The following is a 24710-nucleotide window of genomic DNA, read 5'->3' on the forward strand; positions in this document are numbered from 1 at the left end:
ATTTTTTACCGGTCCAATAAAACACTTGTCATGATGAAAGGCCCTATAGCCTTGGGATCATTATCCCGGATCGGTTCGGAAATATAATAAGCAAAACTTCCGTCTCTATAATTCTTTTCGCCCCCCAACCCCGCTACGGAACAACAATCGGTTATAGATAAGGAACCGTCTGCTTCCGTCTTCACGAACCGTTTTAGATACTGGTCATAAGCTTGCTCTCCTTTGTTCAAATAACCTTTATCCAAATAGCCTTTTTGGGCGCCTTTGATCCATGTGTAAATAAACATAATAGATCCTGTCGATTCCAGATAATTCCCTTCTCTATCTCCTAAGTCGGTAACTTGGTACCACATGCCTGTTGCCGGGTCTCTATATTTTTCAATCGAAGCGGACAGTTCTTGTAAGATGTTGATAATTGCAGGCCGGTCTTTATGGTCTTCAGGTAAAAAATCCAAGACATCAACGATGGCCATCATATACCAGCCTATACTGCGCGACCAAAAATGTGGGGAAAGCCCTGTTTTGGGATCTGCCCAACGCTGTTGCCTGCTTTCATCCCACCCATGGAAATACAGACCGGTTTGCGGATCATACAAGTGTTTCCGGACATCCACAATCTGCAACGCAACATCATCAAATAGCGCTGCTTCGTTATTTTCCTTTGCATATTGTGCTAAAAAAGGTCCTGCCATGTACAACCCATCCAGCCATACTTGATGCGGATAGACTTTTTTATGCCAGAAGCTCCCGTCTTTTGTACGAGGATGTGTGCGCATTTGCTCCCGCTGATGATCCAGTGCTATCTTGAACCGCTCCTCTTTCGTTTTTGCCAAAATAGGGAAGAGAATTTTGCCGGTATTGACACGATCTATGTTATACTCCAAAGGCTTATACGTCTTGATCGTTCCGTCAGCATTTACCATCGTGTCTGCGTAATCATACACATAGCTATAATATTTCGGGTCGTTCGTTTTATTAGAAACTTGTAGGATAGACTGCATCACCAAACCATGACAGTAGTTCCATTTCAATGCTTTTGAAAAATCAATCATCCATGCTTCTGGGTTCCGTTTCATATCCGAGTCAGCCATCTGCACATAGTTTTTTTGCCCAAAAGCTTGTACAACAATAAAAACGGACATTACCAATAGGATCAACTGTTTCATACGAAAGGGTTTACATTTATATTCGGTTTATTAATTATGCTTTTACAACTATAGGTATTTCGTCCGTGAATACACACAAAATCACATAAAAAAACAGTGCAAACGTTGCCGGTAACGTTTGCACTGCTTTACAACCCGCATGGGGGAATATTTTGTTTGTAAAAGCTAGTTCGCGCTGTCGCGTAAAGCTTTGATCTTATCGTGCGAGGTTCTAATCTGCGCGGCTTGGTCAAGTACGGTTTCCAATGCTTGTCCTGTCACTTCACCACTATCCATGACCTTTTTATAAGCAGCCTTGATAGCGTCCTCACCCCGTTCCGCCTCTTCCAGAATGCTTTTCCGATCTTTACCGCCAAATAGGGCTTTTACATCGATCCAAGCGCGATGAATAGCTCCCGCTACGCTTTCATCATTATCATCCACTTCCGCACCATGTTGTTCTACTAGCGTCGTAAGTTCCTGGGAAAAACGTTCACTTTCTGCTGCCGCTGTTGTAAAAATAACCTGAAGATCTGCATTTATAGGCTCTAGGTCTTCTAATGCTTTTTTAAAGCCTAATGTACGGTCATTATTGATTTCAATTAAATTCTTTAGATGTCTTATCGCTTTCATAACATTTTTGTTTTTGTGACTCTATGATATGAACGGTTTAGCATCACAATAGTTTCTGCATATTTATTTTTAATACAGGTCTTCTACCAAACTATTGAAATACATCTCTATATTATCATAAACGCCACTTAAGTCTCTTCCATTGGCATTTGGCGTGTTCGGATCAAGGTTGTTCGCCGTTTCCCACGCGTCGGGCATACCGTCTCCATCAGTATCGATGGGCATTGTTGTCTGTTCCAAAGTAGGCCAACCCCCAACATCCGTTTGTGAATCGATAATGCCTGGATATCCTGTTTTTGACCCCCTATAAGTAGCTGTCCCGTTTTTTACTTCTTGTACCACACGTTGATCTACCGCATCGCGTTTATAGGATGCCCCTGCTTTTTCCAAGACCTGTTCGTAAGCCTGTTCGGCTGTATGTTGCGCGCTAAAGGCTTCAAAAGGAAACGGTGTCGTTCTTTGGGCTTGTGCTACAGAAACGCCCGCGTCGAAATCAACACCTCCTGCCCAATTGTTCATCGTAACATTCGCATTGCCAAATACATAATTTCCCTCAATAAAGAACACACCATGTCCCGGGCTATAACGCGCATCCTTTTCTTTGGACACTTGCATAATACGTTTGTTCTTGCTCGATGGTGTTGCCGGCCCTGGCTTGTAATAATTATTCACCATATTGTATTCTCCGTTTTCTCCACCATAAGCCGAATTGCCACGCCAGTTGTAGATCACATTATTACGATAATCCACTTTATCAGCACCCACGGGGCTTAATCCTCCAGTGCCCGGACGGTTTCCGCCATCAAAGCGGGGGTTTCGGCTGTTATGGTGTGCTAACAGGTTATGATGGAAAGAAGCTTGATGACCACCCCATATTCCACCGTAGCCGTGATCGTCTTTCTCGTGGAACGATTTGTTTAAGCTCTCCGCCAGGATACACCATTGCATCGTAAAATCTTTATTGGCATAGAACGAAGAGCATTCGTCAATAGACCAACTCATGGAGCAGTGATCGATGATAATATTTTTCTGATGGCGCCCCCACAAAGCGTCCTGTTCATTCTGGGTCAGGTCGCCCATCCGAAAGCGGACAAACCGGAGAATGACGTTGTCCGCTGCGATGACCATCTCCTGATCTTGGATACAAATACCGTCACCAGGAGCGGTTTGCCCAGCAATGGTGATGTCTCCGTCTTTTATATGGAGACGTTTTTTTAATTTAATATTTCCAGATACTTCGAATACGATAATCCGAGGGCCCGATTGATCAATGGCCGCCCGGAGACTTCCTGTACCGGCATCGTTTAAATTGGTCACTTTAATAACCTTACCGCCACGGCCACCTGTTGTCATCTTGCCGTAACCCTCAGCGCCCGGAAATGCCATAGCGGACTCCGTCTGTTCCCGCGGCGGGGTTTCTTCCTCTTCTTCTTTTGTTATGACGGGCTCCTCCGCTTTGGGGGTCTCTTTTCCACAACCTATAGTTGCCCACAGTAGACATATTCCAATCCAAGGAAATACGATGTCTTTTATTCGAAAAGCTATATTGTTTCTCATCTATATACTATTATAGTTTATCCAAACCGGCTATTTCTGACGGCATAGAGCAGGTTCATGCATATTTAAAAAGCCGCATCAATCGATGATGCGGCTCTCTCCATCTTCGATCAGTTAACGCCATCTAGCCGCGCCGATTCCGTTTAATTTCAGATCTAGATTATTGACCGTGAAGTCGCCATTCTCTGGATCTGTAAACTCAGGATTTAGGGACGTATAGTTCCCACTATCGTTCTGTGCATTTGATTGTGTGCTTGCCGTGAAGTTCGGCGCATTATGATAGTTATTGCCCGAAAGCTCCGTAATGGTTGTTGCACCTTGATTGGTATAATAGCCTTCGCTCTCGACGATTAAATTCTTGGTAAAAGAGATGCTGTGATTAGCCAAGCGAATATACAAATACCGTTTCCCGTTATTGCTCACTGCTTTGTAGAAGGTATTGCTACTAATCGTAATTTTACTTTCCACGGAACCAAAGTTGTCGGAACCACCAGCGTCCATCCGGAACAAATCGCGTGCAGCTGCACTATTATAAACGGTATTATCCACAAAGATAAATTCGTCGGCAATACCTTTTCGGAAATCTATAAAATCCCCCTCATTGCACTCAATATCATGAATGAGGTTATTTGTAAACGTTACAGATGGTATCCTCGCCTTTTTATTTACATAAAATATGCCTTTCACATACTTTTTCACTTCACAATTCTGCATCAAGAAAGCACCATATGGGCTGTCAAGATCTTCATTGTAAACGACAGTCTGATCCGATCCTCCTCCTGTGCCATCGAGAGATAAGTCTCGAAGCGTTAACGCGGCATTTTTCGTAACACGAAAGATAGCGCCTTGAATAACCGGCTTTTTGTGCGGCTTATATCCCCGAACGGATATGTTTTTATTGATCTCTATCTTGTCATTGATTACATACGTACCTGGCTCTATGGCGAATACCGCTCCATCGGCTGCAGCAGCGATCACTGCCGCAAGATTGTCACTTGTCGTGACCTTTGTCACCCCTGGACCACCCAGCAAGGTGGTGAAAACCATCACGCCCCGCCGTTTATCTTCATTCATTAAGGTCGCGGTGTAGGTCACATCGCTCTCCAGACCAACGATTGTCGTGGTACCTGCTTCCGCATCGGCTGAAGACACTCTATGTTCGATTTCGCCCGGCATCAACACCACTGAGGTCACCAATTCCCCTTCGGGCCAACTCAGTGTGACAGATTCTTCTGTTAACGTTTCGGGGTCCAGCTCGTTAAAAATATGTTCAATACCCGTCTCGAAAGTCGTCGTAATCCAGGTTGAATTTCCCAAACCTTCGCCGACCGCCCCCACACGAACGCCATAAATCGTCTCACCAAAAAGACCCTCAACCGTATAAGGAAGCTCTTCAAACTTTACACCTTCAATCGACCTTGTTGCGGTACCAGAAAATTCTGCATTATCAAATATTTCAATGACGTAAGAGTCCGCATTGCTTACACGTCTCCAATTCAACCGAACATTTGTGCGGTCTACCACCTGTGCTGTCAACTCCGTAGGCGACAACGCCCGATCGAGATTTAGCTCTGTTATTTCCTCTAAAAGGTTTTCTTTACAGGAGGATAAGCCCAATCCTACCATCATTGCGGAAAACCATATTATATATTTATATTTCATGATTTCAACGTCTTAAAGGTTAATTTAAATGATCGTTATTCAATAAACCGTTCGAGTTCTCGATAAAAAACTGCCATATCGGCCAATACTGCTGTTTATTCGGATCTTTACCGGGATAAACCAATGCATCCCATAACGTGTTTGCATCACTGCTACCGACCATTGTCCAGGTTTTGCTTTCTGCGTAATTCAACGCAGCGCCCGCGGCATCTGTATCACCGAAGTTCAACCCATAAATGGTAATGGTTTCGTCATCTTCATTGGTTTGGTAATAAATCTTTTCTGGAAGGTTCGCATATTTTCCTGTCCGGTTTTCCAATTGCTCCAGTTTTTCCTTCGCTTCGGCCAGTTTGGTACCGAGCAGATTCCAACGGATAAGGTCTCCTTTACGCAACATCTCTCCCGTAAACTCCAGCGCCCGTTGATCTACAATCGCATTAAAGAATGCCGTTTTGGAGACGATTGCTTCCGCTAAAAGATCCGCAGCTTTGGTCATATTTGTAGGGAAAGCGCGATCCAGTATCATTTCCAAATAAGGTGCTGCCGCTTGTGGACCATCTAATTCGTTAATAGACTCTGCTGCCATCAACACCACATCGGCATAACGCATATACATCCAGTTTAGTCCGTCGTCATTGGTCGAGGTAACGCGTCTCCCCATCCATTCGTATCGATACTTACCAAAATATAGCCGACCTAATGAGGAAGGCACCTGAAATGCGCCGGCATCGGCCACGTCACCCGCACGATCCCACTCATAGGGAACGACAGATACAAAACGTCGTGCATCCTCTTTATCAAACTCGTACAGCATAATGGGATTGGGTCCTACGGTACCTCCACGGTTTTGTCCCGTATATTGACTCGTCTTTAAATGTCTGACACCTAAATCAAAAATGACACGGCCCCGTCCTTCACTGAAAGGGATTTCCCACATCGATTCGCCACCCGCCGCTAGATTTTCCTGATTAAAACGACGGAAAACTTCTTCAAACCCGAGTAAACGTTGTGTATTGCTGTTGATAATATCCAAGCATTCTTGTTTAGCTAGCGCATACATCTTCTCTCTCGAAAGATCTGGATCCTGGCTCAGCCGCACCGTACCGTCTAAACGTTGTGCATAGCCCCCGGCTGCTAATGCGAGGCGGGCACGTAATCCCTTGGCAAACGCTTTACTTGCATGTTCGACAGAGGAAGTTTTTGACGATTCATTTGCCCAAGGCAATAAATTGGCAGCTTCTTCTAAATCTGCCAATAACTGCTTATAGATCTCGTCCCGATCCGCTCGCGGCAAATACGTCGTCGCGGTGTTAATGGGTTCAAAACGTGCTGGTACATCGCCCCAGCCCTTGATCAAGTCGCTGTATAATACCGCCCGGAGAACCAGTACTTCGCCCAGAATCTGCGCCATTTGTGCATTTGTTTCTACGTCGCCATAGGTACGTAAACCCCGTATGGCCATATTTGCACGCTCAATTCCCTCATAGAATTTTGCATAGGCATTATTGTCCGTATTCATTTGTCCGTTATCGAAATTGGTATTGTAATTACCCAATCTCGACTTATCATCGTCTATCGCCTTAAGGGAATTATGGATTTCTACGTCGGTATTGGTACCGTAATAAACGAGATACCTCCCCCGATAGGAGTTTGTCTCCCCAAAGGATTGAATAATTCCCGGAATAACCCCTTCCGCCAAGCTCGGGGAAGAGAAAATAACCGATTCATCTAAGGAAGACTTCGTCGGTGCTTCCAATACATCTTTACAGGCGGTTACCGATAAAACTGTTGCGGCCAGCACGGCTATGTTTATAATTTGCTTCATTGCTTTCAAATTAAAAATTCACATTCAAACCAAATACAAAGGATCTACTTTTCGGATAAGCAGAATAATCTACCCCTGGTGTTAGCGACGTTTTCCGACGGGTCGAGACCTCCGGATCAAACCCGCTATAGTTTGTAAACAGCAGCAGATTATAACCCGAAGCATAAATCCGTAGGTTTTGCATTTTCAGTTTAGAGGTAATGGATTGCGGAAGAGTGTAGCCGATAGTAGCAGTAGAAAGCCGCAGGAACGAACCATCTTCCACGGCCCAGTCGGTAAATGTAAACGAACGCGTATATGGTGACCACATGGTGGTATTCGCATTCATAGCTTCCAGCTCCGCTGGATCGTTGCTGATGGTACCATCGGGGCGAAGATTTGTCCAGCGCGAACCGCTTGCCACTTCTCCGATCATGTTGCGGGAATTATACTGGCTGGTCGATGTATACTCAATTTTGTTGGCGTTGTATATATCGTTGCCATAACTCCAAGTAAAATAAGTTGCCAGATCAAAATTATAAATCCGCGAGGTGATCGAAAAACCGCCGGTATGCAAAGCGTTTGCATTTCCTATAATAGTTCGGTCTGCCACGCTAACTTTACCATCACCATCCAAGTCCATTATTTTCATCGAACCTGGACGAATTAAGCCAACGAGTTCGCTACCATCTACTACGCCTTCTTTCAAAATCCATTGGTTGGACGCTGCATCATACCGCTCAAAATCGGATACTTCGTATCGGCCACCGCTTTGATACCCATACATTTGTCCAATAGGCGCCCCGACTTCTACCATATAATCTGTTCCGATAGCCGTAGATGCCCAACCTGAGGTTCCCGGGATACTTTCAATCGCACCCAAGCCCAATACTTTATTACGATTAAAGGCTATATTAGCATTGACAGAGAGGTCGAAATTTGTTTTCTGAACCACTTTTCCATTCAGGGTGAATTCTAATCCTTTATTTTGTGTATCGCCTAGATTACGGTATTGCACATCGTAACCTGTTCCGGCAACAGGAAAAGCAATAAGCAGGTCTTTCGTTTTATTGAGATAGGCATCCACCGTTCCACTTAAACGACCATTCCACAGTGTAAAATCCAAACCGATATTACGGGTCACCGTTGTTTCCCATTTTAAGTTGGGATTTGCCATCGTCTTGGATGCCGCCCAATAGTTGTCATAACCATTCACCCAGCTCGTTGTCGAGTTATTAAAAGTTTGTACTAATAGACCGGCAGGAATACGATCATTCCCCGCCGATCCATAGCTCGCCCGAAGCTTCAGGTCTGTCATCCAACTTTTTGCATCCGATAGGAACTCTTCGTCAGACAAACGCCAAGCACCTGATACGGAAGGAAAATAACCCCACCAGTTATCCTCCGAAAATTTCGACGAACCGTCGGCACGGAAAGTCGCACTCAACAAATATTTTCCCTTAAAATCATAGTTCGCCCGTCCGAAGAACGACAAAAGCTTGTTGTCGGGACTGAAATTATTATCCACAGAATAAGGAATCCCTTGTGTTGTCAATTTCCGCGCATCGTCAAAAGAGAAGGACTCGGGAAAATTGTGAATAGCATTGGTCAACACCTGATTTTCAGTAAATATATATTCTTGGCCAACCATGACATTCAACTTGTGGTCCTCGCCAATCATATCATCCAAGGTATAGGTGGCCGTATTCGTATTCCGCCAACTATTGCGATTTGTATTGGTTAAGATAAGCGCTGGTTTGCCTTGATAATCTGCTGCCGGCACATTCCGCACATAGTAAGTCGTTGCCCCATAGAACCGATCTTGGTCGTTTCGATAGTTGTCATAGCCAAATTCGGAACGCAGACGGAGATTTGGCAGCACTTGATAAGAGAGTGCCGCGTTTAGGTTGATCGTTTTCCGTCTGTAATATTGATCATTATCAGAAATGGCAACAATCGGACTATACAGGTTAAAATCGTCGTCTGTTTCGGTGGATGTCGTTAAACCTGCAACCGTAAAAGGAGGGTATAACATCGCGTACTTCAACCGAGAATCGGCCGAAGAAACCTCGTTCTGCTCATTCATCCCACCACCATTTACTTGTGTATCCGAATAACGTGCGCCAATATCCAATGTTAAACCATCGTACAACTTATGATTCAGTTTAAAATTTGCATTGTGGCGCTGAAAATCCGACATCTGCATAATCGCCCTATCTTTCACAAAGCTATGGCTCACACTAAAACGTGTTTTCTCTCCACCACCACTAAGGTTTAAGTTTTGATTATATGTCGTTCCTGTTCTTCCAAATATAATCTCCTGCCAATCATTCGGCTCGACATCCGCATAGAGGTCGATATCTTGGTAATTTCCAAAATATCGGGTGTAGTTTTCAGGCTTGTTAGCCAAAAGCGAATGTTCGTATTGCCAAGTGACATAGTCTAGCGGAGACAACACATCTTGCTTGTTGGCTAGGTTCCGGGAGCCGGTAAACACATTAAAGCTGATAGCAGTCTTACCGGATTTACCCCCTTTGGTGGTAACGAGAATTACCCCGTTCGCGCCGCGAGCACCGTATATGGCGGTGGAGGAAGCGTCTTTTAAGATATCAATAGACTCAATGTCCTGCGGCGCAATGTCGGCGATGGAATTAACCGGGAATCCGTCAACGATATATAAGGGTGCGTTATCCTGTGTGATAGACCCTCCTCCACGCACCCGGACGGTCAATTCTGCATCGGGCGATCCTTCTGTCGTATTGATGTTCAGACCCGCAACACGCCCCTGTATTGCCTCCAGTGCGGAGGAAACAGGAGCTGCTGTAATTGTCTTCGCATCCACGGAGGCGACCGCTCCGGTCAGGTCCTTCCGCTTCACGGTGCCATAACCGATAACGACGACTTCATCTAAGCCTGCTGCATCGACTTGCATCGTAACGGAAATTTTGGTATTTCCTTGAATAGCGTGCTCCTGCTCCAAATATCCTATAGAGGTAAATACGAGTACATCAGTTACCGACGGAACAGCGATCGTATAATAGCCATTGGCGTCTGTACTGGTTTGTTGACTTGCGCCCCTCACTTTTACCGTGACCCCTGGCATCGGTTTTCTTTCTTCATCATACACCGTACCGGTAATGGTTCGCTCCTGAGCAAAAACACACGGAACGAAGAAGAGCATCAGCATTAAAGCTTTAAATATCCTCATGATAATTGTTAATAAATGATTAAACTGGTTACATAATTATAAAAGAACGATAATCTCCATGGAGACTATAAACAAGTTGTATTTCTTTTGGACTTAAACAGATTCAATTGGTCTAAACATCGGGTCTTCTATCGAACAACTTATGTTTATATCATGTTAGCGTTAATATCCTATCACAATTATAAGGTAATACAGGTAGTAAACAGCAATAAATAGAAATAAAAACCACGCAAACGTTGCCGGTAACGTTTGCAGGACAGTACAGGACGGCTGTTCGTAACAATTTTACCGTTACGACAACCTTTTAAAATGTTTCATAGCTACGCCTACTGGTTTAAGTAGCTCCTTAAAACATAATGAAGAATACCCCCGTGTTTGAAGTATTCGACATCAATATCTGAATCTAACCGGGCCCTGGCTTCAAATTCAACCGTCTCACCAGATAATTTTACCGCACGTACTTTTACCATCTTAAACGGTTTCAAATCATTGGTCAATCCGGTTATATTAAACTCTTCTTCACCTGTTAAACCCAGTGAAGCTGCGCTTTCGCCCGGTGGGAATTCTATGGGGAGTATTCCCATACCCACCAGATTACTTCTATGGATCCGCTCAAAACTTTCGGCAATTACAGCACGAATACCCAATAGGCGCGAACCTTTCGCGGCCCAGTCTCTGGAGGAACCGCTTCCGTAGTCTTTGCCCGCGAGCACGACCAAAGGTGTGTTGTCTGATTGATATTTCATCGCCGTATCGAACACGGTCAGGGTTTCCTTCGTCGGAAAATATACCGAATACCCCCCTTCTTGATCGGTAATCTTGTTTCGAATACGTACGTTCGCAAAAGTTCCCCGCATCATGACCTCGTGATTCCCCCTCCGTGACCCATATGAATTAAAATCTTTCCTTTCGATCCCTTTACCCAAAAGATATTTCCCAGCAGCGCTCTTTTCGTTGAAAGAACCGGCTGGCGAAATATGGTCGGTTGTAACGGAGTCGCCTAAATATAGAAGAACACGCGCATGCTCAATTTCTGTTAGGGGTGATGGTTCGGTAGGCATATCCTTAAAGAAAGGAACTTCCCGAATATAAGTAGAGTCTTTGTCCCAAAAAAACTCTCCTCCCTCTGGAGCTTCGAGTTTTTTCCACTCTTCATCGCCGTCAAAAATAACATCGTATACGTCTTTAAAGTCTTCTTTCCGCATCGCTTCTTTGATCGTCTGATTAATTTCATCTTGTGTAGGCCAGATATCTTTTAGATAAATCGGATTGCCGTTCGGATCATAGGATAATGGGTCTTCCATCAGATTTACGTCAACACGACCGATAAGGGCATAGGCGACAACCAACATAGGGGACATCAAAAAGTTCATTTTCACCTGTGGGTGTACCCGTGCCTCGAAATTCCTATTTCCAGAAAGCACGGATGCCACGACCATTTCACTGTTATCGATCGCGTCTGCAATATGCGACGGCAACGGCCCACTATTACCTATACACGAGGTGCATCCGTACCCCACCGTATGGAATCGCAAGGCTTCCAAATCCGTGGATAAACCCGAGCGTTCTAAATATCGCGTGACGACCTTAGATCCCGGTGCCAAGCTTGTTTTCACCCACGATCTTGTACGAAGCCCTTTTTCCACAGCTTTCTTTGCAACTAAGCCCGCGCCTATCATAACACTTGGGTTCGATGTATTGGTACAACTGGTAATGGCGGCGATCACAATACTCCCATCGCTTAAGCGGTATTCACCATTTTTTAATTTAACTTTTACGCTCCGCAAATCTGTGGCTTCTATCGCTAAGGTTTCTTTCTGTTCATCCGTTTCTTCTTGAACGAACTGGGTCCCCGACCCTCCTTCATTTAACCAAGCATGCTCTCTGCGATCATCAAATGCGACGTAATTCCGCTGGAAATCCTTATCAAGGATCGTTCTAAAAGTTGCATCAAGATCTTTAACAAGAATTTTATCTTGTGGTCTTTTAGGTCCTGCAACGGTCGGCTCCAAGGTATGGAGATCCAATTCCACGATGCTGGAATACGCAATCTCTTCGTTGCCCGTGCGCCAAAGCATATTCTCTTGACAATATTCCCGTACTAAATTAATTTGCTCTGGTGATCGGTTCGTGCGTTCCATGTAGTCGAGCGTCTGATCATCAATCGGAAAATACGTTACCGTACATCCAAATTCTGGAGACATATTGGATATTGTTGCCCGGTCGGTCACCGTCAATTTATCTAAGCCATCACCAAATACTTCGACGAATTTACCGACTACGCCGGTATCCCTCAATATTTTGGTGATGGACAAAACCATATCCGTCGCGGTACATCCCGCCGGAATTTCGCCGTTGAGCTTTAGCCCGATAACCTGTGGACATGTAAAATACACGGGCTGACCGAGCATAGCAGCTTCCGCCTCTATACCGCCAACACCCCAGCCGAGTACACCGATCCCATTGACCATAGGGGTATGCGAGTCCGTGCCGACCAGCGTATCAGGAAACGCCCAACCGTCCCGCTCGACAATACCTTTGGCCAAATACTCCAGATTGACCTGATGACAGATCCCCATTCCGGGTGGAACTACCGTCAGGCTAGCTAATCCTTGTTGAGCCCATTTCAATAGTTGGTATCGTTCCGCATTTCGTTCATATTCCAATTTCACGTTTTCCTGATAAGAATAATCTGTCCCAAAATAATCTACCTGTACAGAATGGTCAATAACAAGATCAACAGGAATAGCTGGATTAATCTTAATACCATCTCCTCCTCTTCGGACAAACTCTGCCCGGATAGAGGTAATATCAACCACCGCGGGTACACCTGTAAAATCTTGCATCAATACCCTCGCCGGTTTAAAAGGGATATCCTTATCCGTCCCAGAAGCATCCCAATTAACGAGTGTATCGAGATGGTCATCCGTAACAGCGAAGCCGTCATGATTCCGTAAAACGTTTTCTAGGAGTATTCGTATTGAAAATGGAAGCCTATGGATATTTTGACCATTTTCCTGGAGATTTTTAAGCGATGCTATTTTGTGTTTCATGATGTATGGGGTATTTCTCTCTTATGGGATAAAACCCAATTTAACAAATATTGTTTACACCTTTCTTTTGTAACGTAATGGTTTTATTCTGATTACCCCCTAATAAAACGGGAAAGATGATAGGACATGTCCTATCATCTTTCCCGTTTTGTAGCCCCGAGCAGAATCGAACTGCTATCAAATGTTTAGGAAACATCTATTCTATCCGTTGAACTACGGGGCCAATCCCAATGGCTACAAAAATACTTTTTTTCTCTAACTTATTATATAATCATTAATTATACCACCCCTAGACAATTTATAGATTTTGACAATAACACATAGAGATTTGTGATGTATTATTGACAATAAAAAAGCTACTTTTGTAATGCAAAAAAGAACAAAATATAATTATTATGAGTTTTACAGGTAAAAATTTTCCAAATATTGCAGTTGATGCAATTGACTATCTAGGAGACAACTTCACGATCAACGTATTTGAAAAAGCAAAAGCAGAAAACAAAAAGGTATTGTTGTTCTGGTATCCAAAAGATTTTACTTTTGTCTGCCCGACAGAATTACACGCTTTCCAAGAACTTGCAGAAGAATTTGCGAAAAGAAATACAATTGTAGTAGGTGCTTCCTGCGACTCTGCGGAGGTGCACTTTGCCTGGTTAAACACAGCAAAAGACAACGGCGGTATCGAAGGTGTAGAATACCCGCTTATTGCGGATACCAACCGCAACTTATCAAGTGTATTGGGCATCTTGGAAATGAAAGAAGTAGAACACCCTGAATACGGTACCTTGGTAGAAGGTTCAGCTGTTTCTTACCGAGCAACTTATCTTATCGACGAGACCGGTAAAGTATTCCACGAATCTGTAAATGATATGCCATTGGGCCGCAACGTAAAGGAGTATATCCGTTTGATTGACGCGTATACACACGTCCAAACACACGGAGAAGTTTGTCCAGCGAACTGGGAAGAGGGTAAGGATGCCATGAACGCTACACGCGAAGGTGTCGCTACTTACCTATCTGCAAACTAGTCAACACAGTATGAAGAAACACGAAAGGAGAGGTTCTCTCTCCTTTCTTAAAATCAAATTTTTATGTTACAGGAATTAGAAAAAGACGCACTACAAGAAATTGTAGATAGCAACGATACCGTAATGGTTCAGTTTTCAGCATCTTGGTGTGGAAATTGCCGGATCATGAAACCAAAGTTCAAAAAACTAGCTTCGGAAAACGACAACGTTTCTTTCGTAATTGTTGATGCAGAGAAGTTTCCGGAATCTAGAAAACTTGCAAATGTTAATAACTTGCCTACTTTTGCATCCTATAAAAACGGGAAGCTAGTAAATCAAGTACAGACAAATAAAATTGACGGATTAATAGATTTATTAAATGAAGTTACCAGTAATTAAACACCTTATTGAGTTCATTGAACAAAACGACGCAGATTTCGTATTGGAAACCATCGAAACGCTAGAAGCGTTGACAGAGGTTTCTTCTCTCAAAGATGAAGAACTTGATGTAATTGGTGAATTGATATCTAATATGTACGGGGCCGTAGAGGTGAATAAACTGATACAAGAAGGAACTCCTAAAAAAGAGGCATTAAACGGTTTCATGCAGCGAGTCCTTGGCGCTATTGATAAATAGAACAGACCGCTTTGTTTATAACTTCATTCATGTGGAAAAGTTTTTTGCCAGCAGGGGATCGAATCCTATTTATTAATCCTACTTTTACTACATAAGGTTAGTATTTTAAAACTATCGACTGTTCCCGTTTGTTTCTAAAATTCGTTGGGCGAATTGGAAGTTTTAGACAAAAGATTTTTAATTGTTGGTAAAAGGAATCAGAAAATCATCTGGTTCCTTTTATTTTTTTCTGAAAGAGCCTGATCTGAACCTTCATGAGAATCTCATTACGGTGGGTAATTTTTCATTTGACTATCCATGTTTGTGCAAATATTTCCTATTTTTAGGGATTATGAGACAACATATCATCTGCACTTTTCTTTTATTCTTTTTTGCTGTTCATTTTTCGCTAGCTCAACAAACTATATTCCCAAACAGCTCCTCGGCTATTCAATTGCAGATGGAACGACTAAACGTTTTAGGATCTGCCTTATATTTTGCTGCACACCCTGATGACGAGAACACAAAACTCATATCCTATCTCGCTTCGGAGCGAAAGGTTCGCACAGCTTATCTTTCGCTGACTCGTGGGGATGGCGGTCAGAACTTAATTGGTACCGAACAGGGGATCGAACTCGGGTTAATACGTACACAAGAGCTTTTACAAGCACGAAAAATCGATGGGGGCGAACAATATTTTTCATCAGCATTTGATTTTGGCTTTTCCAAAACATACGATGAAACCTTTAATTTTTGGCAAAAACAAGAAGTTTTGCGGGAAGCCGTTTGGCTTATCCGAAAACTTCAGCCCGATGTAATTATTACGCGCTTTCCGCCAGATGAACGTGGCGGGCATGGCCATCACCAAGCTTCCGCTATACTTGCGCATGAGGCTTTTGTAGCTGCAGCTGATCCCAAAATTTTTCCAGAGCAATTAAATGAAGTAGAACCGTGGCAGGCCAAGCGCTTGCTCTGGAATACGGCCAGTTTTATGCGTCTCCAGGGAGATGACTCGAATCGGCTTCGCATTGATATCGGTCAGTATAATCCATTACTAGGTAAATCATACGGGGAACTGTCCGCCATCAGTCGCTCACAGCACAAAAGCCAAGGCTTCGGCTCAGCAAGTAGCAATGGCATATCCCTTGAAACATTTGAAAACGTGGCGGGTACTAAAGCCACTGAAGATCTTTTCGACGACATTGACCTGTCCTGGAACCGAATTCCTCAAAGTGAAACCGTCCAATTGACCATCCAAAAACTCTTGTCCTCTTTCGATGCCAACAAACCACAGCGCTCTATTCCGCAGCTTGTCACCATATGGCATGAAATCCAAAAACTGGAAGATGGCTACTGGAAAGAAAGAAAGCGCAAAGAGGTAGAAAATATTATGCTCGCTTGTGCTGGGATAAAAGTCGAAAGTCTTACACCCAGGTTACGCTGGGTCGAGCAAGAACCGATCAACTTTCAAACGGAAATCATCGTGCGCAATCCTGATGTCCACGTGGAACTTTTGGGCATCAACGAAAATAAAATTGGACAAACACTCCCGACAAATGAAACGACAACCTTTGAGCAGGTTCTCCCACCGACAAACATCACCCAACCGTACTGGTTACGCAAACCCTACACGCAGGGTAGATTTGACGTCGATCCGGAAAACTTTGGCTATCCAATGAGCCGTGATTTACCCGTCGCTCATATTCACGTTAATCTGGCTGGCATTCCCATTCATATAAAAACACCTATACAATACCGCTATGTCGACCCGGTGAGGGGAGAGGTACACGAATATGTGGAAATCGCTCCAGCGGTTACAGCCACCATCGACGTCAATAATCTGCTTGTTCAACAAGGGGAGCGAAAAACGTTGCAGGTCACGTTCCAAAAGCATGGTAATACCCATGCAGAAACACAGGTCGATATACACCTGTCTTCTACGGGATGGAAGATCTCTCCCGAAAAATTGACTTTATCATTTCCCAATGAGCAGAATATCCTTTCGAAAACTATCGAGATAACGAATGTAGATGCCGGACAAAAAGAGGGAATATTAAGCTTCACGGCCAACGGGAAAAGGCTGAAAGACGTCCGCGAAATTACATACAACCACATTCCACGACAAACCTGGTTCCCCGACGCGGTGACGAAACTAAGCCCCATTAGCTTGGTTAATCCGGTAAAAAGAGTCGGGTATATTATGGGAGCAGGGGACCTTATTCCGGAAGCTTTGCGAAACATCGGAACTGCAGTCGATCTACTCGATGTAGCCAAAATCAATTCAAGCGTACTTCAGCAGTACGATGCGGTCGTATTTGGAATTCGCGCTTTAAATGTCCGCACAAATATTACGCAGAAGCTCCCTTTGATTTACGACTACATACGGGAAGGCGGCGTGGTATTGATGCAATACAACGTAAATTCCAGATTACAAGAAGAACACTTTTCACCTAAACCCGCACCATTCACCATCACCCGCACCAGAGTAACGGAAGAAGATGCAAATGTTAAATTTACGGACCCCATAGATCCCGTATTGAATTATCCCAATAAGATCACGCACGAAGATTTTGACGGTTGGGTGCAGGAGCGGGGGCTTTATTTTGCAGAAAATATAGACCCGAATTATAGAACACCGCTGGCTATGGGCGATAAAAATGAACCGCAACACAACGGCGCTTTACTCCTATATCGAATGGGAAAAGGTAAATTTGTCTATACTTCTTTATCTTTTTTCAGACAATTGCCTGCTGGAGTTCCCGGAGCTAATAGATTATTTGTAAATTTGTTAGCAAAAGAAAAATAGAAACAATATCGTATAATGGAAAATCAAGTAGAAAACAACGAGAACATAAATGTAAAAGGTATCATCCTATTGTCCGGCATCATATTTGGCGGCTTAATCTCCATCATTGCATGTGGGACATTTCTAGGCTTTATATCCGGCGTAGTTATTGGGTTAATTTTTGCTATATTTTTCATCAGCGTATTTCTCCCACATAAGCCAAGTGACAGATAAGGGCCTTCCACCGTTTGTAAAAAGCTGGCGACAGTTCTATGCACTTGTTTGTATATGGCTCGCGGTATGCATTTTACTTATGTATTGGTTTACTAAATATTATTCATGAGTACTATTGACTGGATAGTACTTTTTTTTACGCTTCTGCTCATCGTTGTTTATGGTATCTACAAGAGCAGAGGAATCAAAAATATCGATGGGTACATCGTTGGTGACCGCGAACTCCCGTGGTACAACGTCGGATTTTCTGTTATGGCGACGCAGGCCAGCGCTATCACATTTTTGTCCGCTCCAGGCCTTGCTTATTCCTCTGGAATGAGTTTTGCTCAGTTCTATTTTGGTCTGCCATTGGCCATGATTGTGCTATGCATTACTTTTGTACCTATCTTTCATCGCTTAAGAGTATATACCGCCTACGAGTTTCTGGAAAGGCGATTTGACGTGAACACGCGCGTACTCACTGCGTTGCTCTTTCTTGTCCAACGGGGAGTATCCACAGGTATTACCATATTCGCTCCATCTATCATCCTTTCCAGTATTTTGCATCTTGATGTCACGTATACCACGCTGATTATCGGAACGATGGTCATATTCTACACCGTTTGGGGTGGAACGAAAGCAGTCTCCTACTCGCAATTACTGCAGATGGCTATCATCTTTGTTGCATTATTAGCCGCGGGTGTTATGGTTGTACACTACCTACCGGCAGATATTGGGTTTAAGGAGGCCCTACATATTGCTGGAAAATCCGGAAAGACAAACGCTATAGACTGGAGCTTCGATCTCGACAATCAATATACGGTGTGGACGGGGCTTATTGGTGGTTTTTTTCTGCAGCTTTCTTATTTTGGGACTGATCAAAGCCAAGTTGGTCGATACCTGACCGGATCCTCTATCCGAGACTCTAGGTTAGGGCTTCTCATGAACGGCCTATTAAAAGTACCCATGCAATTTTGTATCTTATTGATTGGTATCCTCGTGTTTGCTTACTACCAGTTCCATACGCCTCCTTTATTTTTCAATAATGTGGAAATCGCTAAAATAGAAAACAGTCGGTATAATGATGAATATACATCTATAATGCAGCGCCACGAAGCCATAGGCCAAGAGAAAAAAGAATGGGTAGAGACGTTGGTCTCAGCAATTAAAGCGGATGATTCCAAAATGATCGATGCGTCCCGCAAGGCCCTTCAGGAAAAAAGCGGGCAGGATCAATTATTGCGAAAAGAAGTAGAAGCGCTCTTACAAAAAAACAATCCCGATGTGGAACTTAATGATAACAACTATATTTTCCTTTCATTCGTAACAAGTACCTTTCCAACTGGGCTTATCGGATTATTGATTGCCATCATCTTCCTGGCCTCTATGGGAGCAACCGCAAGTGCTATAAATTCATTATCATCAACTACCGTAGTTGATATCTATAAACGCTTTATAAACAAAAAAGGATCGGATAGGGGATATCTCAATGCGTCCAGGTTCTTCACAATGGTTTGGGGCATCATTACCCTTGCTGTAGCGCTATACGCCAGCCAGCTTGGTAATCTTTTAGAAGCTGTTAATATTTTAGGTTCGCTTTTCTACGGCACCATTCTGGGTATTTTTCTGGTCGCTTTTTATGTGAAGCGTATCGGCGGAAAAGCTGTATTTTGGGCGGCTATACTTTCAGAAGCGATTGTTTTTGGCATCTGGAACGCCGATATCATGGCCTATCTCTGGCTCAATCTGGTCGGTTGTGTCTGTGTTATTGCCTTCGGGTTAATTTTACAGCAGATCTTCAAATCAAAAGTACCGTCGGTATAAATTATATAGAACCCGTCTATCATAATCTGTCAATTCTTTACTTACGTCAGTAACTATAAATTTTTGCTTGAATGCAACGATCGTTGCATTCAGATTGCTGACATCGTAACCAATAATACGGAGAGCGTCGACATAGTTAAAGTTGTTCGGAGGAGGAACGAGATTCCTTTCATCATACCATACACCAAAGCCACGTTCTGCTAATCTCTTCCAGGGGAAAAATGTACTCGGGTCATTCTTACGTCCCGGTGCAACATCAGCATGCCCCAGAAAATTGGTAAATGGTATTCGATATTTAGTTTTTAAGGTATCCAATAACGTCATGAGTGCATTTACCTGAGCTTCCGGGAAGGGTTCTCTTCCATTATTGTCTAATTCGATTCCTAAAGATACGGAATTCATATCCGTAACATTTCCCCATTTGGATCTCCCTGCGTGCCAAGAACGTAAATAGTCGTTCAACATCTGTACAACGCGCCCGTCTTTACCAATTACATAATGAGCGGATACCTTGGTATGCTCCAATTGAAATGTCCTTATTGTTTGTGCTAAGCTATGTTGTGCCGTATGGTGGATAATAACAAAATTAGGCTTCCTGATATCATAATGAATGGCTTCGGCCCAATCGGCATTCTTATTAATTCCTTCCCGCCACTGCGTATCAAATTTATGTTCCGTTGTGAGGACAGGTAGCGCTACCGCTTGCTCTTCAGCAAGCAACTCCGATATAGATGGGGATTTTACCGAATCTGTATTTATTTTAACGACATCTAAATGAAGTACAGGTGTATTTCCATTACGCAATACCCGTTGTTTAGGTGTACCACAAGAGGTAAATAGCCAAAAAACTAAAACGAAATAACAAAACCCTCTCACACGCAACAGTTCTTTCTCACTTAATTTCAATACTATTATCTGGGTAACGTATACGTCAAACCTAATGCCAAAGCCTGGCTATACTGTATTTTATCTGCCTCATCCGAATTGTAGACCACAATACCACTTAAGGAAACGTTCACCAAATTGGTTACTTTAGCCGTAAGCGTCGCATCCAAACGGTGGTCTGGATCACTGAGTTCTTTATAATCCGCAAACATATTATACCGGGCTTTCAGATTCAGATTTTTTGACAGATTCCTGTCCAAATTTGCTGTTATCTGAAAGGCCAGATCATTTCTAAAATTTTCGCCTGGGTGTAATCCAAATTTTTCTTGATCTTTCGTAATAGGCTTATTTTCTGGATACCGCAAGGCATATTCATCTATTGTGAGAGGTTTCACCCTGTCATCCAAAACCAATGTTTGTCGAGCAGTACCTGTACCCAATCGCAAAGAGAACGTATTGTCCGGTTTATACTCCAAACCGAAAGATTCCGTAAAATATCCAGGCCCCATAAAACTTGAAGTATATTCATATATACGCTCTACTCCGTCTTCCGTTTTATAATTATATCCTAAATCAAACTGAGACTCAAAGGTTACCGAAAAATAAAGTGCCCACGCGGGGGATAACTTATACGCTATTTTGTGATCCCAAAAAATACGGTCGTTATTCTTTTTCGCCAATTGCTCCTTATTTTTAATCTTTCCGTATTTCAAATCTATTTCCGTTGTATACTGAAAGTTATTTTTATTATATTCCGATTTATGCCATCCAAGCAATCCTACCGCAATGGAATTGACCCCCCCAGCACTCCAGTTTTCACTGAAAGAAGCTTGGTTCATATTAATTCCGAACTTCGTCCAGTGTTTCCAATAATTGACCTCCAAATCCAGCTTTGGAATGGGTACCGTTACCTGTTGCAGATTAGTCACAGGTGCCTGCGGTTTTTCTACGATATTGGTATCGGGTTTCGCCCTTAATCCTTTAAGGTCAACCTGCGCAATACTTACCTGGCCAATAAGGAGAAAAGAAACAACCAACAAAAGGTTTATTTTTTTAAGCATGACGTTTTAATTATTTACTTCTAAATCAATTTCTGGCAATCTCGGTAAAAAGCGCAAGTTAGGATTTAATTTAAATATTTCATACTTGCTTCTGATATATGTTGCCAATTCATAGGGTGTAGCCACCGTAACAAAATAATAGGTTGGTCTATAATTACTCATAAAAATAGTGAGACGCTCTCCCACTAAACCGGTAACATTGCTCACGAGATCCCGTGTAAATTTAGCATCAATCACGTCTTCTTCATATTCTCGCTGAATAAATCGCGTCAAACGTCGTGCATTTTTTCCCTCCCGGCTTAACATATTATATATAGACCCGATACTAAGTCCAGCACCCGTCGGGCCCACACTAAATATGGAACCAGGATCTGCAAGCTTATACGCTTTATTAAATTCTTCTCTACGTTGTTGTAAAACTTCGTCCGGAGAACGGCGCGCCACCACCCTAACTTCGGGAATATAAATAGATGTCTTGTCTAAATAAACCATCAAAACCTGTTGTCCCGTATATTTAATAGTATCTGTTAAATAACCCTCTTTGGATGTAATAATCAGATCGCCTAACGAAACCCTGATCTCAAATTCTCCACGGGCGTTATTAAATGTGTTTTCTTTCGTATTATCATTCTTGATAAAGCCCTTTCCTATACGCTGATTCGTACCTTTATCCAACACGATGCCTTGCACGGTTTTGGTTTGCGCTATCACAAAAATAGGGACATATAAAAATAAACAAAACAAGAATATATACTTTAGGGTCTCCACGCTATAAAACTAAGGGAAAAGAAGCTTACAATGCGAATTTTTAACATTTTTTAGTCCTAGCAGATTCAAGGTCCAGTCTGCTATTACGTCATTTCGAAATAACCAATAATTGGCCGACTGACAGTTCATCGGAGTCCAATCCATTTAGTTGTTTAATTTGGTCTATACTTACGCCATGACGTTGGCTAATATGATAAAGTGTATCCGTGGATTTTACTTCATAAATAATCATAGCGACTGCATTTTTCAAATCCTCGGAATTTGTTATTATCGCAGGTTCTTCAAACTCTTTCTCTTGAATAATTTCCTCTACCTCTTCTTCGCGCTGCTCCTTCTTCACATACGAAACTTCCGGACGATCGTATTGGTAAAGCTGGTATCGCTCTATCAAATTAACAAGCAATTCGGGATAACGTGGGTTTGTCGCGTAGCCGGCGTCTTTCAGTCCTTTTGCCCATCCCTTATAGTCATTCTTATCCAGCGCAAATAATTTTTCATAACGTTTTCGCAACAGAAACTGACTATGGTCTCGAAATGACTGCTGTGGATCATTATAAACGCGAAAACAATCCCTTATATGATCGTCTGGGCGCACAACTGATTTTCCTTGCCATACACCCCCACATTTTATCCCGAAATGGTTATTCGCTTCTCGTGCTAAATAACTATTTCCGTTTCCGGATTCCAATAAGGCTTGTGCCAATTTTATGCTGGCAGGAATCCCATATTGATTCATTTCTGCTATAGCAATATCCTTATAGCGTTCGATATAGGCATGTCCCGATATAGACGTAGTACCCGAACCCTGTCCTGTTGTATTTTTTCCATATTTCGGATGTTGCAGCGTTGTTCTGCGGGATGCACATGAACCGAACACCAGTATGGAAGAAACAAACAATAGAAATAACACGCTGTTTTTCATTAGAACGACCTATTTTTCCCGAAGTTCTTAATTTTTGATTATAACAGCAAGCGCTGCCCAATAGATAGTTTGGAAGATTGTAAATTGTTTCGTCTCTTCAGTGCTTCTACCGATGTATTATAGCGTGTTGCTAGTTCCGAAAGTGTATCTCCCTTGGACACCACATGGGTTTCCCCGGTGGTTGTAAAGTCTGCAGATGTGTCATTAGCCTCGATAGAACGCAATAATATATCCTGTTGAATTTTTGTCGTCCCACTTTTTGCTAACATTCCTTTTGTCTCGGGCGATTGTTGTATTTGATCGTATTTATCCAAATTATAGCGTCTGATCGTCGCCAGTACTTTAGGTGTCCAGCTGCTTAAGCTGGTATAGCCTGCTCGAAAAATACCTTTAACCCAACCCTCATAATCGTCCGAATCATATTTATCAAATAGTACCCGGTTTGCCTTTCGTCGTTGCATCAGCCCCACAAAATCGCGATAAGATTCCTCGGCAGAACCGTATCCCTTGTAGGCCGATCGAATGACTTTGCTGTTGTTTTTTCCTTTGATTCCAAAATGATTATTAAGGTGTTTCGCTACGCGGCTATTACCATAAGCACTTTCGTGAAAAGCTACCGCTAAAATAACAGAAGCGGGTACTCCTGTTTCGATCATCAATTGCTGCGCTAAATTTTTATGCTCCGCAATATAACTACTTGGTGAAAATTTTTGTGCAGTGGTCGTCGTGACCGTAAACACAAACATTAGTAGTATCGTTACATACTTACCAATACTTGTTTTTTGCATATCATTTATTTTTGTTCAACCATTACTTTTTGCGTAGTACAAAAAGTCCATCTCTAATGGGCAAAATCAGCTTTTCTACACGGCTGTCTTTCGCCAAGGTTTCATTTAGTTCAATTACCTTTTTTGTTTGGTTATCCGGATTATCCATTAAAACCTTTCCTTTCCAAAGTACATTATCTATCAAGATCAGTCCCCCACTGGAAACACGGTCGATAAGTGCCTCAAAATAGTAGAGATTCCTCCTTTTATCCGCATCAATAAATACCAAATCAAAATTCCCTGCTATTGTCGGAATGATTTCGGCGGCGTCTCCAATATGATACCTTATTTGTTCCCGAAAAGGGGAAGCGTCAAAATAACCTTTTACACGTTCTTCCAGCTCTTCATTAATATCGATCGTGTGTAACATCCCTTCTCTATCAAGCCCCTCCGCTAAACACAATGTGGCATATCCTGTAAACGTGCCTATCTCTAATACGCTCTTTGGCTTCACGAGTTTTGCTAACATAGCCAATACTCTCCCTTGAAAATGACCCGATAACATGTGTGGCATCGTCTCACGTAAATAAGTCTCCCTATTTATCCGTTTTAAAAGTTCACTTTCTGTATCAGAAGTTTTCTCTAAATACGCGTTTAACGGCTCTTCATGTTCAAGCATAGTCGCAAAACTAACAAGTAACACGCTATTACAAAAAAATTTAACATAAATTAAAGTGCTCAAGCACAGCGTCTATAATTGAAAAAAGCCCTTCTTGAGATCAAGAAGGGCTTTTTTTAAG

Annotated in this window: 18 protein-coding genes and 1 tRNA gene; 5 read left to right on the forward strand and 14 right to left on the reverse strand. The window is 42.7% G+C overall.

Features of this window, described 5'->3' with window-relative positions; translation table 11 throughout:
• Window positions 1-5: 5 nt before the first annotated feature.
• From H8B17_RS00765 to H8B17_RS00800, 8 genes are all read right to left on the reverse strand, one after another.
• Window positions 6-1166, reverse strand: a complete 1161-nt coding sequence (locus H8B17_RS00765) for a glycoside hydrolase family 88/105 protein (protein WP_190307277.1) — start codon at window positions 1164-1166, stop codon at window positions 6-8.
• Between the two features lie 165 nt (window positions 1167-1331).
• Window positions 1332-1778, reverse strand: a complete 447-nt coding sequence (locus tag H8B17_RS00770) for a PA2169 family four-helix-bundle protein (protein WP_190307278.1) — start codon at window positions 1776-1778, stop codon at window positions 1332-1334.
• 69 nt (window positions 1779-1847) lie between these two features.
• Entirely contained in the window at window positions 1848-3335 is a 1488-nt protein-coding gene (locus tag H8B17_RS00775) for a pectate lyase (RefSeq protein WP_190307279.1), read from the reverse strand.
• A gap of 114 nt (window positions 3336-3449) precedes the next feature.
• Entirely contained in the window at window positions 3450-4997 is a 1548-nt protein-coding gene (locus H8B17_RS00780; RefSeq protein ID WP_190307280.1) for a DUF4957 domain-containing protein, read from the reverse strand.
• A 19-nt stretch (window positions 4998-5016) separates the two neighbouring features.
• Complete coding sequence (locus tag H8B17_RS00785) at window positions 5017-6822, reverse strand: RagB/SusD family nutrient uptake outer membrane protein (RefSeq protein WP_190307281.1); 1806 nt, start codon at window positions 6820-6822, stop codon at window positions 5017-5019.
• A 10-nt stretch (window positions 6823-6832) separates the two neighbouring features.
• Window positions 6833-10009, reverse strand: coding sequence for a SusC/RagA family TonB-linked outer membrane protein (locus H8B17_RS00790; protein WP_190307282.1), 3177 nt, complete (start codon window positions 10007-10009; stop codon window positions 6833-6835).
• Window positions 10010-10335: 326 nt separating this feature from the next.
• Window positions 10336-13062 carry an aconitate hydratase AcnA gene (gene acnA / locus H8B17_RS00795; RefSeq protein WP_190307283.1) on the reverse strand — a complete coding sequence of 909 codons (2727 nt, stop codon included), beginning with the start codon at window positions 13060-13062 and terminating at the stop codon, window positions 10336-10338.
• Window positions 13063-13213: 151 nt separating this feature from the next.
• Window positions 13214-13285, reverse strand: a tRNA-Arg gene (locus H8B17_RS00800).
• Window positions 13286-13457: 172 nt separating this feature from the next.
• Here H8B17_RS00800 and H8B17_RS00805 point away from each other — a divergent pair.
• The 5 genes from H8B17_RS00805 to H8B17_RS00825 all read left to right on the forward strand — a co-directional run bounded on the left by H8B17_RS00805 (window position 13458) and on the right by H8B17_RS00825 (window position 19507).
• A complete protein-coding gene (locus H8B17_RS00805) occupies window positions 13458-14090 on the forward strand; it encodes a peroxiredoxin (RefSeq protein ID WP_190307284.1) in 633 nt (210 codons plus the stop codon).
• Between the two features lie 63 nt (window positions 14091-14153).
• Window positions 14154-14468 (forward strand): thioredoxin family protein, encoded by a 315-nt coding sequence (locus tag H8B17_RS00810; RefSeq protein WP_190307285.1) that lies wholly within the window; start codon window positions 14154-14156, stop codon window positions 14466-14468.
• On the forward strand, window positions 14449-14706 hold the full coding sequence (locus H8B17_RS00815; RefSeq protein ID WP_190307286.1) for a DUF6952 family protein: 258 nt from the start codon (window positions 14449-14451) through the stop codon (window positions 14704-14706). The genes H8B17_RS00810 and H8B17_RS00815 overlap by 20 nt, the downstream gene beginning before the upstream one ends.
• A 439-nt stretch (window positions 14707-15145) precedes the next feature.
• The gene (locus H8B17_RS00820; RefSeq protein ID WP_223816274.1) at window positions 15146-17491 is read left to right on the forward strand and encodes a PIG-L family deacetylase; all 2346 of its coding nucleotides are present in this window, start codon (window positions 15146-15148) and stop codon (window positions 17489-17491) included.
• Window positions 17492-17809: 318 nt separating this feature from the next.
• Window positions 17810-19507: a sodium:solute symporter gene (locus tag H8B17_RS00825; protein ID WP_190307288.1), complete on the forward strand. Its 1698-nt coding sequence runs from the start codon at window positions 17810-17812 to the stop codon at window positions 19505-19507.
• Here H8B17_RS00825 and H8B17_RS00830 read toward each other — a convergent pair.
• From H8B17_RS00830 to H8B17_RS00855, 6 genes are all read right to left on the reverse strand, one after another.
• Window positions 19487-20413 (reverse strand): N-acetylmuramoyl-L-alanine amidase, encoded by a 927-nt coding sequence (locus H8B17_RS00830; RefSeq protein ID WP_223816275.1) that lies wholly within the window; start codon window positions 20411-20413, stop codon window positions 19487-19489. The genes H8B17_RS00825 and H8B17_RS00830 overlap by 21 nt on opposite strands.
• Window positions 20414-20418: 5 nt before the next feature.
• Window positions 20419-21453 (reverse strand): DUF3078 domain-containing protein, encoded by a 1035-nt coding sequence (locus H8B17_RS00835; protein WP_190307289.1) that lies wholly within the window; start codon window positions 21451-21453, stop codon window positions 20419-20421.
• A 6-nt stretch (window positions 21454-21459) separates the two neighbouring features.
• On the reverse strand, window positions 21460-22164 hold the full coding sequence (locus H8B17_RS00840; protein ID WP_223816276.1) for a hypothetical protein: 705 nt from the start codon (window positions 22162-22164) through the stop codon (window positions 21460-21462).
• 145 nt (window positions 22165-22309) lie between these two features.
• The gene (locus H8B17_RS00845) at window positions 22310-23143 is read right to left on the reverse strand and encodes a glucosaminidase domain-containing protein (RefSeq protein WP_190307291.1); all 834 of its coding nucleotides are present in this window, start codon (window positions 23141-23143) and stop codon (window positions 22310-22312) included.
• 38 nt (window positions 23144-23181) lie between these two features.
• Complete coding sequence (locus H8B17_RS00850; protein ID WP_190307292.1) at window positions 23182-23931, reverse strand: glucosaminidase domain-containing protein; 750 nt, start codon at window positions 23929-23931, stop codon at window positions 23182-23184.
• Window positions 23932-23953: 22 nt separating this feature from the next.
• The gene (locus tag H8B17_RS00855; RefSeq protein ID WP_190307293.1) at window positions 23954-24589 is read right to left on the reverse strand and encodes an O-methyltransferase; all 636 of its coding nucleotides are present in this window, start codon (window positions 24587-24589) and stop codon (window positions 23954-23956) included.
• Window positions 24590-24710: the final 121 nt, after the last annotated feature.

The organism is Sphingobacterium arenae (assembly GCF_014692505.1).
In the GTDB taxonomy this organism is placed as follows: Bacteria; Bacteroidota; Bacteroidia; order Sphingobacteriales; family Sphingobacteriaceae; genus Sphingobacterium; species Sphingobacterium arenae.